Origin of the sequence: Cupriavidus phytohabitans, assembly GCF_000426345.1 — a bacterium.
Taxonomy (GTDB): domain Bacteria; phylum Pseudomonadota; class Gammaproteobacteria; order Burkholderiales; family Burkholderiaceae; genus Cupriavidus.
On sequence record NZ_AUFE01000007.1, the window covers coordinates 194,798 to 208,820 of the forward strand.

Below are 14,023 nucleotides of genomic sequence, written 5' to 3' on the forward strand. Positions count from 1 at the left end.
AGACGTCGGTTTCAGAAAGTGATCGTCCAATACGATGAATCGGAATTCTCGCGTCGGAAACTCGCTATGTAAACTCAAAATCCCACGTTTGACTTCGGAATCAACGAAGGGCAACATCTGGCTTTTGAGACGCTGGTATCAAAAAAATCCAGATGAAGAGCCGTTTATGACGAATGAAGCACGTGCCTCCCTGACCCCGCCGTCCACCGATGCCGATGGCGAGTCGCGCCTTGTCAGCGCGCTGGCGCGGGGCGTTTCGATCCTCAACTGCTTCTCGCCGACGGTGCAGGAGCTGAGCAGCCGCGAGCTGATGGAGCGCACCGGGCTGGCCAAGCCGACGCTGTTCCGCCTGCTCGATACCTTGTGCGAGCTGGGCCTGCTGCACTACTCGGAGCGCCTGTCGCGCTATGTGCCGGGGGTCGGGCTGGTCAATCTCGCCGCGCCCGCACTGGCGCGGATGACGGTGCGCCAGCTGGCGCGGCCGGCCATGCAGGAGCTTGCCGACCATATCGCCGGACAGGTCGAACTGATCGTCGGCAACGGCAATGCAATGACCTACGTCGAAATCGCCCAGGGCGTGGGCAGCCACGTGTTCCGGCCAGAGGTCGGCACCCGGGTATCGATCTCCCGCACCGGCTCGGGCCGCGGCTACCTGTTGCTGATGCCGGAGCCCGAGCGCGAAGCGTACCTCGCCCAGCTGCGCGCCGCCGATCCCGCGCGCGCCGACTGGCTGCAGCAGCGCCTGGCCGATGCCGCGCGCGACCTGCAGGAGCACGGCTTCTGCCGCGGCCATCGCGACCTGCATCGCGAGGTGGAATCCGTTGCCGTACCGATGCGCGCGCGGCGCGATGGGGAAGCGTGGATCTTTGCCGCGTCGGTGCCGGTGTTCAGCCCGCAGAGCAAGCAGATCGAGGAAGACATCGGTCCGCGCCTGGTCAGCCTGGTGCGCAACGTGGAGGGCGCGCTGGGAGTATCCGGCTGACGTGCGGGAGCCCCGGCCTGGCCGGCGGGCGCCAACCGGACCAGCGGGGTCTACCGTGGCGATCGTGGCCTGGCGCGGCTGCGCGAGTGGGCGGATGCGGGGCTGGCGTTCGCCGCCCTCGGCGCGCCGGTGCTCAACACCGGCATGGCCGTGGTGCCCGCGACCTTGCGCAGCGGCACGCTGGCCTCGCAGGGCGTGCTGGCCTTTGCGCTGCGCGATGGCAAGCTGCTGGAGGCGCGGTGGTTCCCGGACGAAGTCGCGCTGGAAGATGCGCGTTTCGGCGGCACGCCGGCGGTGCAGGGACCGGGCCCGGCCTTGAAAACGATTGAGGCCTTCGAGGCCGCCGCGTTGTCGAAGACGCTGCGCCAGGCACCCGACAACGATACCTTGCTGTCGCTCTATGCGCTCATGATGGACATGGTCGGGCGCGCCAAGTACGACGCTGGGCTGCCCGGCGTGGCCTGCCGCGCGAGCAGGCCATGCGCGATTACGTGGCGCTGGTCAACCAGCTCAAGGCGGCGGAAACGCAATCCGCCTGAAGCTGGCTGGGCTGCCAGTCGGGTCAGTTGCCGCTGAACACCGGCGCGCGCTTGTCCAGGAACGCCTGCACCGCCTCGCGGTGGTCGGCGGTCTGGTGCGACAGGGCCTGGAAGCCGGCCGACAATTCCAGCAGCGTGTCGAGGCGGGTGTGCATGGCCTCGCGCATCAGCCGCTTGGCCAGCCGCACCGCGTGCGGCGGGTTGGCGGCGATGCGCCCGGCCAGCTCGTATGCGGTCGGCAGCAGTGCCTCGGGCGCCACCACGCGCGACACCAGGTTCCATTCCAGCGCGGTCTTCGCATCGATCGCCTGGCCGGTAAAGGTCATCTCGGCGGCTCGCGACAGTCCGATCACGCGCGGCAGCAGCCAGGCGCCGCCATCGCCGGGGATGATGCCCAGCTTGACGAACGACTCGGCAAACTGCGCACGCTCGGAGGCGATGCGGATATCGCACATGCAGGTCAGGTCCAGCCCCGCGCCCATGGCGGCGCCGTTGACCGCGGCGATCACCGGCACTTCCAGGTTGAACAGCGCCAGCGGCAGGCGCTGGATGCCGCAGCGGTAGTCCTGCCGGATCTCCATGCCCGGCACCTGGCCGGAGGCCTGGCGTTCCATGTCATTGATGTTGCCGCCCGACGAGAACGCCGTGCCGGCGCCGGTGATGACCACGGCGCGCACGCTGCGGTCCGCATGGATGCGCTCGATCGCGGCCAGGAACTCCGGCACCGCGGTGTTGCCGGTCAGCGGGTTGCGGCGCTCGGGCTCGTTCATCGTCAGCGTGACGATGTGGCCGTCCTGCTCGTAGAGGAGGAAGTTGCTCATGATGGGGGTCTCCGGGGGCATCGGGTTCGGTTGCTGGCGCCAAGGCTAAGGCAGGCGGGCCGGCCGCGTCCAATATTCATTTGTTGGCGGGCGATAGCGGTCATGTATCGATTGCCGGGCCGGTTCTCTTGCTCGGCAGTGCGCATTCAGCAAGTTATGCAGGGCGATGAATTCTTTCGTGCAGCCACTGGCAGGGCAGGCATGACTTGCGCAATACCCCCGGAATCCGGAAAGTAGGGGGCACGCCTGCCCGCTGCATTGCCAAGCCTGGATCTTTGCCCATGACAGTCGCCGTACTCGCGATGGACGGATCGTCCGACAGCGTTGCCGCCGCCCGCCGCCAGGCCAGTCGCCCGCCGCTGGCCCGGCCCGTGTCCGTGCATGTTGCCCATGCCTCGCCGGTGCGGGGCAGACCCGGCCCGCCGCGCGCGCCGGCCGCGGCCTGAGGCGGCGCCCATGGAACTGCCGCTGCTGCTCGCGTTGCCGCTGCTTGCCGCGGGACTGACCTGGGTGATCGGCATGCGCGCGCCGCGGCTGGTGGCGCCCGTCATCGTCGGCCTGCCGCTGGCCGCGCTGCTGCTGCTGCTGCTGCAGTTGCGTGGGGCGGTCTTCGACCAGCCCGGGGACGGCCTGGCCTGGCGCGTGAGCTGGCTGCCTGCGCTGGGACTCGACCTGTCGCTGCGCCTGGACGGCCTGGCCTACCTGTTTGCGCTGCTGGTGGTGGGCGTGGGCCTGCTGGTGATCCTGTACGCGCGCTACTATCTCGCGCGCAATGAATCGGCCGTGCGTTTCTTCTGCCTGCTGCTGCTGTTCATGGCGGCCATGCTGGGCGTGGTGCTGGCCGGCAACCTGCTGTTGCTGGCGGTGTTCTGGGAGCTGACCAGCATCCTGTCGTTCCTGCTGATCGGCTTCTGGTCGTGGCGCGGCGATGCCCGCCAGGGCGCGCGCATGGCCCTGGCCGTCACCGGCGGCGGCGGTCTGGCGCTGCTGGCCGGGGTGCTGCTGCTGGGCCATATCTGCGGCAGTTTCGAGCTGTCGGCGGTGCTGGCGCAGGCCGGCAGCGTGCAGCACCATCCGCTCTACATGCCGATGCTGGTGCTGATCCTGCTGGCGGTGTTTACCAAGTCGGCGCAGTTCCCGTTCAGCTTCTGGCTGCCGCAGGCGATGGCCGCACCCACGCCGGTATCCGCGTACCTGCACTCCGCCACCATGGTCAAGGCCGGCGTGTTCCTGCTGGCGCGGCTGTACCCGGTGCTGGACGGCACCAACGGCTGGTTCTACCTGGTCAGCATGACCGGGCTGGCCACGCTGATCTTCGGCGCGGCGATGGCGCTGCTGCAGCGCGACCTCAAGGGGCTGCTGGCGTATTCCACCATCAGCCACCTGGGGCTGATCACGCTGCTGTTCGGGCTCGATACCCAGCTCAGCACGGTGGCGGCGATCTTCCACATCATCAACCACGCCGTGTTCAAGGCGTCGCTGTTCATGGCCGCCGGCATCATCGACCACGAGACCGGCACGCGCGACCTGGACCGCCTGCACGGGCTGGCGCACTACATGCCGCATACGGCGGTACTGGCGATCGTGGCGTCGCTGTCGATGGCGGGCGTGCCGCTGTTCAACGGCTTCCTCAGCAAGGAAATGTTCTTTGGCGAGACGCTGGCGCAGGGCCTGCTGGGCGACTTCAACTGGGTCATCCCGGCGGCGGCAACCATGGCCGGCGCGCTCACGATGGCGTATTCGCTGCGCTTCATCTACGGCGTGTTCTTCGGCGGCAGGCAGCCCGACGTCCCCAACTATCCGCCGCACGAGCCGCCGCGCTTCATGAAGGTGCCGGTGGAATTCCTGGTGGTGATCTGCCTGGTGGTAGGGCTGGTGCCTGCCTACACGGTTGGCACCCTGCTGGCGGCGGCGTCGCTGGCCACGCTGCGCGCGCCGCTGCCCCCATACAGCCTGAACCTGTGGCATGGCGTCAACCTGCCGCTGGTGATGAGCCTGCTGTCCATGACAGGCGGCGCGGCGCTGTTCTTCCTGCGCCGCGATGCGTTGCGCCGCTGGCAGCAGTCGCTCGAGCACCTGAATGCGCGCCGCTCGTTCGAGAGTGCCATGCGCGCGCTCGAGCGCATGGCCACCGCGATCACGCGCACGCTGGAGCGCGGCTCGCTGCCGGGCTATATCGCCTGGATGCTGCTGGCAATGCTGGCGCTGCCGGCCTGGTTCCTGGCAGACCTCGATACGCTCGCGGGCACCGTCCCGGCCGGCGCGCTCGACCCGATGGGCACTGCCGCTCTGGTGCTGCTGTCGGTGCTGGCAATCGCGGTGGTGGTCGCGCACGGGCAACGGCTGGCGGCGCTGGTGCTGCTCAGCGGCTGCGGGCTGATGGTGTCGCTGGTATTCCTGCGCTTCTCGGCACCGGACCTGGCGCTGACTCAGCTGTCGGTGGAAGTGGTGACGGTGCTGCTGCTGGTGCTGGCGCTGTTCTACCTGCCGCGCGAGATGGCCGGGCAAGGCAGGCCTGCGCGCCGCACCCGCGATGTGGTGCTGGCGCTGGGCGGAGGCACGCTGCTTGCTGTGGCCGCCTACGCGGTAATGACGCGCCCGTACGAGCCCGTGTCGGCCTTCTATATCGAGCAGGCGGTGCCGGGCGGCGGCGGCCACAACGTGGTCAACGTGCTTCTGGTCGACTTCCGCGGCTTCGACACCATGGGCGAGATCTGCGTGCTGCTGATCGCCGGCCTGGGGGTGCAGGCGCTGCTCAAGGGCATGCGCCTGCCGACGCCGTCGGCCGCGCCGGACGGGCTGCCTTGGACCAGCCAGGCGCATCCGCTGCTGCTGGCCATGCTGGCGCGGCTGATGCTGCCGCTGACGCTGCTGGTGGCGGTGTATATCCTGCTGCGCGGGCACAACCTGCCCGGCGGCGGCTTTATCGCGGCGCTGATCACGTCGGTGGCGCTGCTGCTGCAGTACGTGGCCAACGGCGTGCGCTGGACAGAGGCGCGCATCGCGCCGGACTACCGCGCCATTGCCGGCGCCGGCATCCTGCTGGCGGGACTGACCGGTCTCGGCAGCCTGGCCTTCGGCTACCCGTTCCTGACCACGGCGTTCGGGCACTTCCACCTGCCGGGCATCGGCGAAATCGAGCTGGCCACGGCCATGATCTTTGACCTCGGGGTGTTCTGCACCGTGACCGGGACCACGCTGGTCATCATCTCGCATCTTGGCGTGCGCAACCTGCCGCCGGCGCGCGCGACGGAGGACGACTGATGGCCGCCCTCTACGCCGTGACCATCGGCATCCTGGCTGCCTGCGGCATCTACCTGCTGCTGCGCGAGCGCGTCTTCACCGTGGTGCTGGGCCTGACGCTGCTGTCGTATGCGGTCAGCCTGTTCCTGCTCGGCATGGGCCGGCTGTCGATCGGCAAGCCGCCGGTGATCGTGCCCGGCGCCAGCTACGCCGATCCGCTGCCGCAGGCGCTGGTGCTGACCGCCATCGTGATCGCGTTCGGCATGACGGCGTTTGCCGTGGTGCTGGCGCTGCGTTCGCTGGGACTGACCGGCAGCGACCATGTCGATGCCGCCGGCGAGCCGGACGGCGCCACGGTGCCTGACCCGGATGGCGACGATGAAGCGCGAGGGCCACGGCCATGAGCCACGCCGTGCTGCTTCCCATCCTGCTGCCGATGTTCGCGGGCGCGCTGCTGACGGCGATGCCGGCGCAGGCCCTGCGCGCGCAGCGTGCAGTGTCCGCGGTAGCGACGCTGTTACTGCTGCCGGTGGCCGTCATGCTGATGCAGCATGCGGCAACGGGCGCCCTCGACGTCTATGCGATGGGCAACTGGGCCGCGCCGTTCGGCATCGTGCTGCAGCTGGACCGCGCCGGCGCCATGATGCTGGTGCTGGCCGCGGTGCTGGCGCTCGCGGCGCTCGCCGCGGCAGGTGATGGCACCGCACGCCAGGGGCGGCATTTCCATGCGCTGTTCCAGTTCCAGTTGATGGGCCTGAACGGCGCGTTCCTGGCCGGCGACCTGTTCAACCTGTTCGTCTTCTTCGAGATCCTGCTGATCGCGTCCTATGCGCTGCTGGTGCATGGCGCCGGCCGCGCGCGCATCGGCGCCGGGCTCCATTACGTGATCCTGAACCTGGTCGCGTCGTCGTTCTTCCTGGTGGCGATCGGGGTACTGTACGGGCTCAGCGGCACGCTCAACATGGCGCACCTGGGCTTGCGGCTGGCCGGCCTGCCGGCGCAGGACCTGCCGCTCGTTGTGGCCGCCGGCGTCATGCTGATGCTGGTGTTCGGGCTCAAGGCGGCGCTGTTCCCGCTGTATTTCTGGCTGCCGCGCGCCTATGCCAGTGCCACCGGCCCGGTCGCCGCGCTGTTCGCCATCATGACCAAGGTCGGCATCTACGCCATGTTGCGCTGTGCCGCGCTGCTGTTCGGCGGCGAGCAGGGCTTGCTGGGGCCGTTCCTGCATGACTGGGTGTTTCCGCTGGCGCTGGTGACGCTGGCGATCGGCGGCATCGGCGCGGTGGCCGCCCGCACGCTGCGCGCGATGACAAGCTACCTGGTGGTGGCATCGGTGGGCTTGCTGTCGGCGTGCGTGGCGATGCAGACGCAGGCCGGCTGGGCCGCCGCGCTGTACTACCTGCCCAGCACCACGCTGTGCACGGCCGGGCTGTTCCTGCTGGCCGATGCGCTGGAGCCGGATCCCGCGCGCGATGGCGCGCCGCCAGTGGCCTCGCGGCTGGCCGGCGTGCTGTACCTGGTCGGCGTGCTCGCGGCGGTGGGCTTGCCGCCGTTGTCGGGCTTCCTGGGCAAGGCCATGATCCTGCGCGCGACCCCGGTGCCGTGGATGCCTGCGCTGTGGCCGGTGGTGCTGGTGTCGAGCCTGCTGCTGCTGATCGCGGCGTCGCGCACCGGCACGCGGCTGCTGTGGCGCCTGCCGCACGAGGCAGCGCAAGTACCGGAAGGCGCCGAGTATCTCGACGAGGGCCATCCCTTTGCCGCGCGCTCCCGCATGCGGCCGGATCCGCGCAAGCTGGCCTGCTGCGCGCTGCTGCTGGCGGGCAACGTCGCGCTGACCGTGTATGCGCGGCCGGCCACCGAATATATGGCGGACGCCGCCGCGCAACTGCTGGACCGCGCGGCCTACCTGCGGGCCGTGCTGCCCGCGCAGAAGGAGTAGGCCATGCTGCATCGCCTGCTGCCGCATCCCTGGCTCAGCCTGATCCTGCTGCTCATGTGGCTGATGCTGACCAACAGCATCGCGCCCGGCCACTTGCTGCTGGGCGCGATGCTCGGCTGGGCCATTGGCCGCCTGGCCGACCGCTGGCTCGTGCTGGGCGCGTTCCGGCTGTCGCGTCCCGACCTGATCCTGCGCCTGGGCATCCATGTGCTGGTCGATATCGTCATGGCCAATATCGAAGTAGCCGTCCTGGTGCTGGGCCGCACGGCGCGGCTGCGGCCGGCCTTTATCGTGGTGCCGCTGGACGTGGAGCACGAACTGGCCACCACCGCGCTGATCAGCATCGTCTCGCTGAGCCCCGGCACGCTGTGCGCCGAACTGAGCGACGACCGGCGCGCGCTGCTGGTGCACGTGCTGGACCTCGAAGAAGAGGCGGCCCTGGTCGAACGCATCAAGTCGCGCTATGAAGTCCCATTGAAGGAGATCTTCCAATGCTTGCCATCGTGATACCGGTGTGCCTGGTCATCCTCGGGCTGGCCTTCCTGCTGACCTTTGCCCGGCTGCTGCGCGGGCCCAGCCTGCCGGACCGCATCGTGGCGCTCGATACGCTCAATATCAACGCCATCGCGCTGATCGTGCTGGTGGGCATCAGCCTGGATTCGGCGATGTTCTTCGAGGCTGCGCTCTTGATCGCCGTAATGGGCTTTGTCGGCACGGTGGCGCTGTCCAAGTACCTGCAGCGCGGCGACATCATCGAATACTAGGGAGCCACGGCCATGCTGCATCCCGTCGCGGAATTCGTTGTCTGCGCGTTGCTTTTGATCGGCAGCGTATTCATGCTGGTGGGGGCGATCGGGCTGTTCCGCCTGCCGGATTTCTTCATGCGCCTGCACGGGCCCACCAAGTCGACCACGCTGGGCGTGGGTGGTGTAGTGCTGGCGTCGGTGGCGTATTTCAGCTTCCGCGGCGATGCCAGCCTGCATGAGCTGCTGGTGGTCGCGTTTCTGTTCCTGACCGCGCCGATCAGTGCCCATATGCTGTCCAAGGCCGCGTTGCAGCGCCAGCTGCCGGTGGACCCGCGCACGCGCGGCAGCGGCTGGATGCCGCGCATCCGCGACTGAGGCCAGCCTCAATTCCTCATTCCTTCCGCAGCATGCGCATCAGGCGCTGCGCATCGAACGGCGCCTTGACCTTCTGGTCGTTATCGAAATAGCAGTAGACGTCGCGGTGCGCCGCCTTGCGCGGGCGCCGGGGCGAGATCCGCTGCGCATCGGCCGGTTCGTGGCCGCTCGCCCATTTGCCCAGCCGCGCCGCCCAGCGGTGCAGCGCCTTGTCGGAGTAGCTGCCACCGTACAGCGTCTGGCTGCCATGCAGCCGCAAGTAAAGGAAATCGCTGGTGACGTCTTCGGCGTAAGGCCAGTCCGCCACGGCGTCGGAGATCACCAGCGCGACGCGATGGCGCCGTAGCAGCGCGGGGAAATCCGGCGTGCAGAAGCTGTCGTGCCGGATTTCCACGGCGTGCCGGATCCGGCGCCGGCGCCGCGTCTCGCACCAGGGCTGCTTGACCCGGCTGTCATGCTCGCGCGCCAGTTCGCGCGCGCTGTGGGTGTCGTGCGGCAGCAGGGCGAGGAAGCGCTCCATCCGCTCGGGATCGAAGGCGAAGTTTGGCGGGAACTGCCACAGCAGCGGGCCCAGCTTCTCCTCCAGCGCCAGCACGCCGGACGCCAGGAAGTTGGCCATGGCCGTGCGGGTCTTGTCGTCACGCACGCGCAGCATGTGCGTCAGGTAGCGCGATCCCTTGACGCTGAAGACAAAATCCTCGGGCGTGGCCTCGTACCACGCGCGATAGCTGCGCAGCGTCTGCAGCGCATAGTGGGAGCCGTTGATCTCGATCGAATCGACCGCCCGCGAGGCGAACTCCAGCTCGCGCCGCTGCGCCAGCCCCTTGGGATAGAACACGCCGCGCCACCCGTCGTAGCGCCAGCCCGAGATACCGATCCGGATCATTGCCTTGCCCGTGTGTGCCCTGTACTTTTGCAATGACGCGCACCACGCGCGGTGCACGCTCCGTGCCCAACGTTACAGGGGGATAGCTCCATGACCGCCATGCAAGTTTCGCGCCTTGACGCCTGCGCCTATCTGCTGCACCTGCTGCTGCAGCGCGTCGAAGTCAGCCAGCCCGGCTTTCTGGACGACCTGATCGACGGCGTTGCCGCCGACCGCGCTGGCATGCCGCAGGTGCCTGACCGGGAACAGGCGCTGAGGGTATTTGACGAAGTGCTGCGTATGCTCGAATTTGCCAACGCACAGATGAAGGAGGCGCGGGCACTGGGGCGGCCCTGAGGCCACTCATGCCTTCGGTCAGCGTGTTGCGGGAATGACGGGCAGAAGCAGGAACGACGGGTACTCCGCGCCCGTGTAAACGGTGGTCTGACCGGCGAATCGTTCAGGCCTGCGGTCCTCCGGGTGATCGTGCAGCAACACTGACGACCCGCGCATCGACTTGCCATAAATCTGCGGATAGGGACCGGGCAGGTCGTGCTCGAAGTCCGAGCTGCCGACAGTCAACACCAGCCGGTAGCCCTTCGGGAAGACGAAGCACATCGGCCAGATCTCGACCTGCAGTTCGTAGATCTCATTCGGTTCGAGAAGCTGGATCTCCTCGTGCGTGTGCACGGGCTGATACGGCCTGGAGGCTTGAAGATCCAGCGTTCGGTGCGACGCTCTGAGCCAGCCTTGCCCGAGAGGTGCGTTGGGTTCTACCGCCCCCACGATCAGGTGCTCCTTCCCGTCCGGAGCAAAAGCCCGCAGCGTGAGGAACAGGTCCGCATCCCGGGCGGTCGTGGAGATCCAGAGCGTGGCCGCCAGCGGGCCGGTCACCTCGGTGTCGTGCTCGAAGGGTACGGTGCTGAAGCTCACCTTGCCTGCCATGCCGTCAAACGAGAGGCAAGAATCTGTCCCGGCCGGCTCCGAGCGCAGGGCCTGTGCGCCAGCGTCCAGGTACAGGGGCGTCCAGGCCGTGCGCGCCAATGGCCATTCATGCTCGTCGCGTTCCACGAAACGATCGACGTGGCGCACCTGCATCTTGATGGGCGGTTGCCGATCCCAGCCGTTGTCCTCGCCCTTGAGGAAGTGGTCGAAGAACCGCTTCTGAAGCGCAACGCCGTAATCCGTATAGAACTCCGTCCAATGCTCGAGTCCGTGCAACTCGAGCCACTTCTGCTTCGAGCCGGCCTCCAGGTAGCCTTGGACATTGCCGCGCAGGTGCAGGCCATGGCCACCCCAGTTGCCGCAGGAAAGCACCGGTACGTCGATCGCAGCCAGGTCCGCACGGCGGCCGTCGAAGTAGCTGTCAGTGATGAGTTCGGCGTTCGACTGCATCGCGTTGATATCGACGCGATTGGCGAGCAATTCCCCGTCGCTGAGCTCTGCCGGTCCGGAGATCGGCAGCCCGTTGTTGGGGTTCACTCCCGCGCGCCGCCCCAGACCGTGCTGCACGGCTTCCACCTGCTTCGGATACCAGGCTAGCATGAACGTATTGAGGATGCCGCCGTGCCGGCAGGCGTCGCGATAGTAGTCCGAAAACCCCTCGAACGGGCAGATCGCGGCCAGATGCGGAGGACGCTTCGCCGCCACCAGCCATTGGGTGGCGCCGTAGTAGGAAACGCCGGCCAGGCCGATCTTCCCGTTGCTCCACGGTTGTTTCGCTGCCCATTCAATGCAGTCGTAGAAGTCCTGTGCCTCACGCGGGGAGAAGCAATCGATGACGCCCGGCGACCGGCCAGCGCCGCGCGAGTCCACGCGAATGCAGATATAACCCAGCGGCACCCATCTCTCCGGATCCGCGGTTTCCCAGTTTGCGTGCTTGCCGCTGCTTCCCTTCAGGACTTCCGGGTGCCTGGTCGTGAGCGATTGCCATTGCGCAGCGAATCCCACCTGGAATGGCAGGCCCTTGGCGTACGGTCCGTAGGACATCAACACGGGGTAGCGTCCTTCCTCTTTCGGGCGAAAGACGTCGGCCCGAACTACCAAACCATCGTCCATGGGAATTTCAACGTCCCAATCGATTTGCATGTCTGTCTCCTGATCGGTTTGTCTTGCAAGAGTGGCGCGCCCCGGTATGGGTAAGAGACCGTCAGGCACACGTGGGGGCCGGCAGCACGGTCGCATGGTTGACGCCGAAACCAATCCGGGCGTAGTCCTGGCGCTCACACCAGCCGCGGAATACGACGGTGTCGCCGTCCTCAAGGAAGCCGCGTTGCTCGCCGTTGCCGATATCGACCGGTTGCGTCCCGGATACTGTGAGTTCGATCAGCGCGCCGGCCTCGCCAGGCGAGGGACCCGAGATCGTGCCGCTGCCCAGCAGGTCGCCGCCCTGGAGATTGCAACCTCCCATGGTGTGGTGAGCAATCATCTGGCCCAGCGTCCAGTGCTGGTGGCGAAAACTGGTGCGGGTCAGCGTGCGTGGTTGCAGGTCCTGTGCCAACTGACGCGCGCTGCGTATCGAAACCCCCAGCTGGATGTCAAAGGCACCGGCCGCCTCATTCTGCGCCGAACGAAGGTAGTCAAGCGGCTGTGGGCGCTCCGGGGCGCGTGTCCAGCTCGCGCGGTAAGGCAGCAGCGCTTCGAGCGTGACGATCCAGGGCGATAGCGTGGTTGCGAAGTTCTTGGCGAGAAACGGCCCGAGCGGTTGCATCTCCCAGGCCTGGATATCGCGCGCGGACCAATCGTTGAGCAGGCAGAGCCCGAAGATGTGCTGCTGTGCCCTTGCCAGCGGGATAGGCGTGCCACGTTCATTGCCGATGCCAATCACCGCGCCCACTTCCAGTTCGTAGTCGAGACGCTGGCACGGTCCGTGCACGGGTGCTCCGCCGGGATCGGGACGGTACTGCCCCATCGGCCGATAGACCTGCTGGCCGCTGACGCCGATGGAAGACACGCGGCCGTGATACGCGACCGGCAGCCAGTCAAAGTTGGGATTCACCTCCAGCCCGAACTGGCGACAGCAGTTCACGGCATGGTCGAGCGAAGTATAGAAATCCGTGTAGTCGCCGATGCGTACCGGGACCGCAAACTCGGCCGCCGCCTGCGGCACCAGCGTTCCGCGTACTTGACGCTCATGCACACCTCCTGCCTCCAGCAGCGCAAAGACGCCGTGGCGCAATGCCCGCCAGGCGCTCGGACCCAGGTCCAGCAGTGCATTCAGCGTCGGCGCCGCGGCGGCCCGCGTAGCCTCGGCGGCCAGGTCTCGCAGGCAGCCTGTGTCATGCAACGCGGCCAGGTCGAGGATCTGGTCGCCGATCGCTACGCCGCCACGCCAGGCCTCGCCGCTGCCAGTCCGACGGAATATTCCGAGCGGAAGATTCTGCAGCGGAAAATCGCAGCCTGACGCATTGGCCGAGTCCAGCCAGCTGCGGCGGCAGGCATCATGGGTGTGGTTCAGTTCCATGGTGGGATCAGGCGGCATTCAGGGCATCGTCGAAGATGGCAACGGCGCGGGTCCAGCCGGCCGAAGCCCCGCGAATCTTGTGCGGGAAGCAGGAGATGTAGAAGCCATCCGGCGGCAGCGCCTCCAGGTTGTGCAGCTTCTCCAGGTGGCAGTAGCCGATGTTGCGGCCCGCCTTGTGGCCTTCCCAGATCAGCGAGGCGTCCTGTGTCTCGGCATACTTGCGGGCCGTGTGCACGAACGGCGCGTCCCAACTCCACGCGTCGGTACCGGTCAGCCGCACGCCACGTTCAAGCAGGTACATGGTGGCGTCGAACCCGATGCCGCAGCCGGACGAGACGTAGTCAGGCTGGCCGTAGCGCTTGCCCGCACGCGTGTTGACCACCACGATCTCCAGCGGCTTGAGCACGTGCCCGATTCTGTCGAGTTCGGCATCAACGTCGTTAGCGGTCACCACATAGCCGTCGTCCAGCCCGGTGAAGTCGAGCTTCACGCCTGGCTGGAAGCACCACTCCAGCGGCACTTCGTCAATGGTGATGGCGCGCTCGCGCTGCCCCAATGACTCGTTCATGGTGCTGTGGAAGTGATAGGGCGCATCCAGGTGGGTGCCATTGTGCGTATTGAGCTGGACGCGCTCGATCGCCCAGCCTTCACTGTCCGGCAGGTCGGACGGCTTCAGTCCCGGAAAGAAAGCCGTGACCTGCCCGGCGGTGGCACGGTGCGAGAGGTATTCGATCCCAATCCACCCAAGTTACTGTAAGCATCAACAAGCCTTATAAGCGGCATGTCGATGAGGCTTTGGGCGAGGCGGACGAGGTTTGTTGCGATCCGGTCGCACGCGATGGGCACGTGTTGCGATCAAAGCCAAGGTCTCATTCAGGGCAGCCTTGGCCCAGCGCAAGCCGAGCAGCGCCGCTGACAGGACAGGTTTGAGAGCCGTGATGGCGAAGGTTCGGTTGATACGACGGTCCGAGTCAATCTCATGTTCCTGCGCGGCGCTGAGGCAGCATAGGGCGTGCAAGTTGTCGCTGAGGATTTTGGCGCCGAAGTCCT

At 67.1% G+C, this 14,023-nt stretch carries 13 protein-coding genes and 2 pseudogenes; 9 read left to right on the plus strand and 6 right to left on the minus strand.

The features are described 5' to 3' along the window. Positions 1-166: 166 nt before the first annotated feature. Both K309_RS0108050 and K309_RS42405 read left to right on the plus strand, forming a co-directional pair. Positions 167-982, plus strand: a complete 816-nt coding sequence (locus K309_RS0108050) for an IclR family transcriptional regulator (protein WP_029045946.1) — start codon at positions 167-169, stop codon at positions 980-982. 129 nt (positions 983-1,111) lie between these two features. Beyond that, positions 1,112-1,558 carry an acyl-CoA-binding protein gene (locus tag K309_RS42405; protein ID WP_029045947.1) on the plus strand — a complete coding sequence of 149 codons (447 nt, stop codon included), beginning with the start codon at positions 1,112-1,114 and terminating at the stop codon, positions 1,556-1,558. Here the strand turns inward: K309_RS42405 and K309_RS0108060 are convergent. Continuing rightward, on the minus strand, positions 1,545-2,342 hold the full coding sequence (locus tag K309_RS0108060) for a crotonase/enoyl-CoA hydratase family protein (protein ID WP_029045948.1): 798 nt from the start codon (positions 2,340-2,342) through the stop codon (positions 1,545-1,547). The two genes, K309_RS42405 and K309_RS0108060, sit on opposite strands and share 14 nt — an antisense overlap. 456 nt (positions 2,343-2,798) lie before the next feature. On the opposite strand from K309_RS0108060, the gene K309_RS0108065 reads away from it, so the two are divergent. From K309_RS0108065 to K309_RS0108090, 6 genes are read left to right on the plus strand one after another with little or no spacing between them, the layout of a single operon-like run. Then, a complete protein-coding gene (locus tag K309_RS0108065) occupies positions 2,799-5,606 on the plus strand; it encodes a monovalent cation/H+ antiporter subunit A (RefSeq protein ID WP_029045949.1) in 2,808 nt (935 codons plus the stop codon). After that, positions 5,606-5,989, plus strand: coding sequence for a Na+/H+ antiporter subunit C (locus K309_RS36155; protein ID WP_051320382.1), 384 nt, complete (start codon positions 5,606-5,608; stop codon positions 5,987-5,989). The genes K309_RS0108065 and K309_RS36155 overlap by 1 nt, the downstream gene beginning before the upstream one ends. Beyond that, positions 5,986-7,524 (plus strand): monovalent cation/H+ antiporter subunit D, encoded by a 1,539-nt coding sequence (locus tag K309_RS0108075; RefSeq protein ID WP_029045950.1) that lies wholly within the window; start codon positions 5,986-5,988, stop codon positions 7,522-7,524. Before K309_RS36155 ends, K309_RS0108075 begins: the two co-directional genes overlap by 4 nt. A gap of 3 nt (positions 7,525-7,527) precedes the next feature. Then, positions 7,528-8,031 carry a Na+/H+ antiporter subunit E gene (locus K309_RS0108080; protein WP_029045951.1) on the plus strand — a complete coding sequence of 168 codons (504 nt, stop codon included), beginning with the start codon at positions 7,528-7,530 and terminating at the stop codon, positions 8,029-8,031. Next, positions 8,016-8,288 carry a K+/H+ antiporter subunit F gene (locus tag K309_RS0108085; RefSeq protein ID WP_029045952.1) on the plus strand — a complete coding sequence of 91 codons (273 nt, stop codon included), beginning with the start codon at positions 8,016-8,018 and terminating at the stop codon, positions 8,286-8,288. Before K309_RS0108080 ends, K309_RS0108085 begins: the two co-directional genes overlap by 16 nt. A 12-nt stretch (positions 8,289-8,300) precedes the next feature. Continuing rightward, positions 8,301-8,645, plus strand: coding sequence for a Na+/H+ antiporter subunit G (locus K309_RS0108090; RefSeq protein WP_029045953.1), 345 nt, complete (start codon positions 8,301-8,303; stop codon positions 8,643-8,645). 16 nt (positions 8,646-8,661) lie between these two features. On the opposite strand, the gene K309_RS0108095 is transcribed toward K309_RS0108090, so the two are convergent. Then, positions 8,662-9,531 (minus strand): DUF72 domain-containing protein, encoded by an 870-nt coding sequence (locus K309_RS0108095; protein WP_029045954.1) that lies wholly within the window; start codon positions 9,529-9,531, stop codon positions 8,662-8,664. Between the two features lie 90 nt (positions 9,532-9,621). Between K309_RS0108095 and K309_RS0108100 the strand changes: the two genes are divergently transcribed. Continuing rightward, positions 9,622-9,867 (plus strand): hypothetical protein, encoded by a 246-nt coding sequence (locus K309_RS0108100; protein WP_029045955.1) that lies wholly within the window; start codon positions 9,622-9,624, stop codon positions 9,865-9,867. A gap of 18 nt (positions 9,868-9,885) precedes the next feature. Here the strand turns inward: K309_RS0108100 and K309_RS0108105 are convergent, their stop codons facing one another. The 4 genes and pseudogenes from K309_RS0108105 to K309_RS42875 form a co-directional block, all read right to left on the minus strand. Then, a complete protein-coding gene (locus K309_RS0108105; protein WP_029045956.1) occupies positions 9,886-11,598 on the minus strand; it encodes a CocE/NonD family hydrolase in 1,713 nt (570 codons plus the stop codon). Between the two features lie 61 nt (positions 11,599-11,659). After that, positions 11,660-12,973, minus strand: coding sequence for a fumarylacetoacetase (gene fahA, locus K309_RS0108110; protein WP_029045957.1), 1,314 nt, complete (start codon positions 12,971-12,973; stop codon positions 11,660-11,662). Positions 12,974-12,980: 7 nt separating this feature from the next. Further along, positions 12,981-13,706, minus strand: a pseudogene (locus tag K309_RS36160) (cyclase family protein); the annotation flags it as partial. Positions 13,707-13,733: 27 nt separating this feature from the next. After that, positions 13,734-14,023: pseudogene (locus K309_RS42875) on the minus strand (IS4 family transposase); the annotation flags it as partial.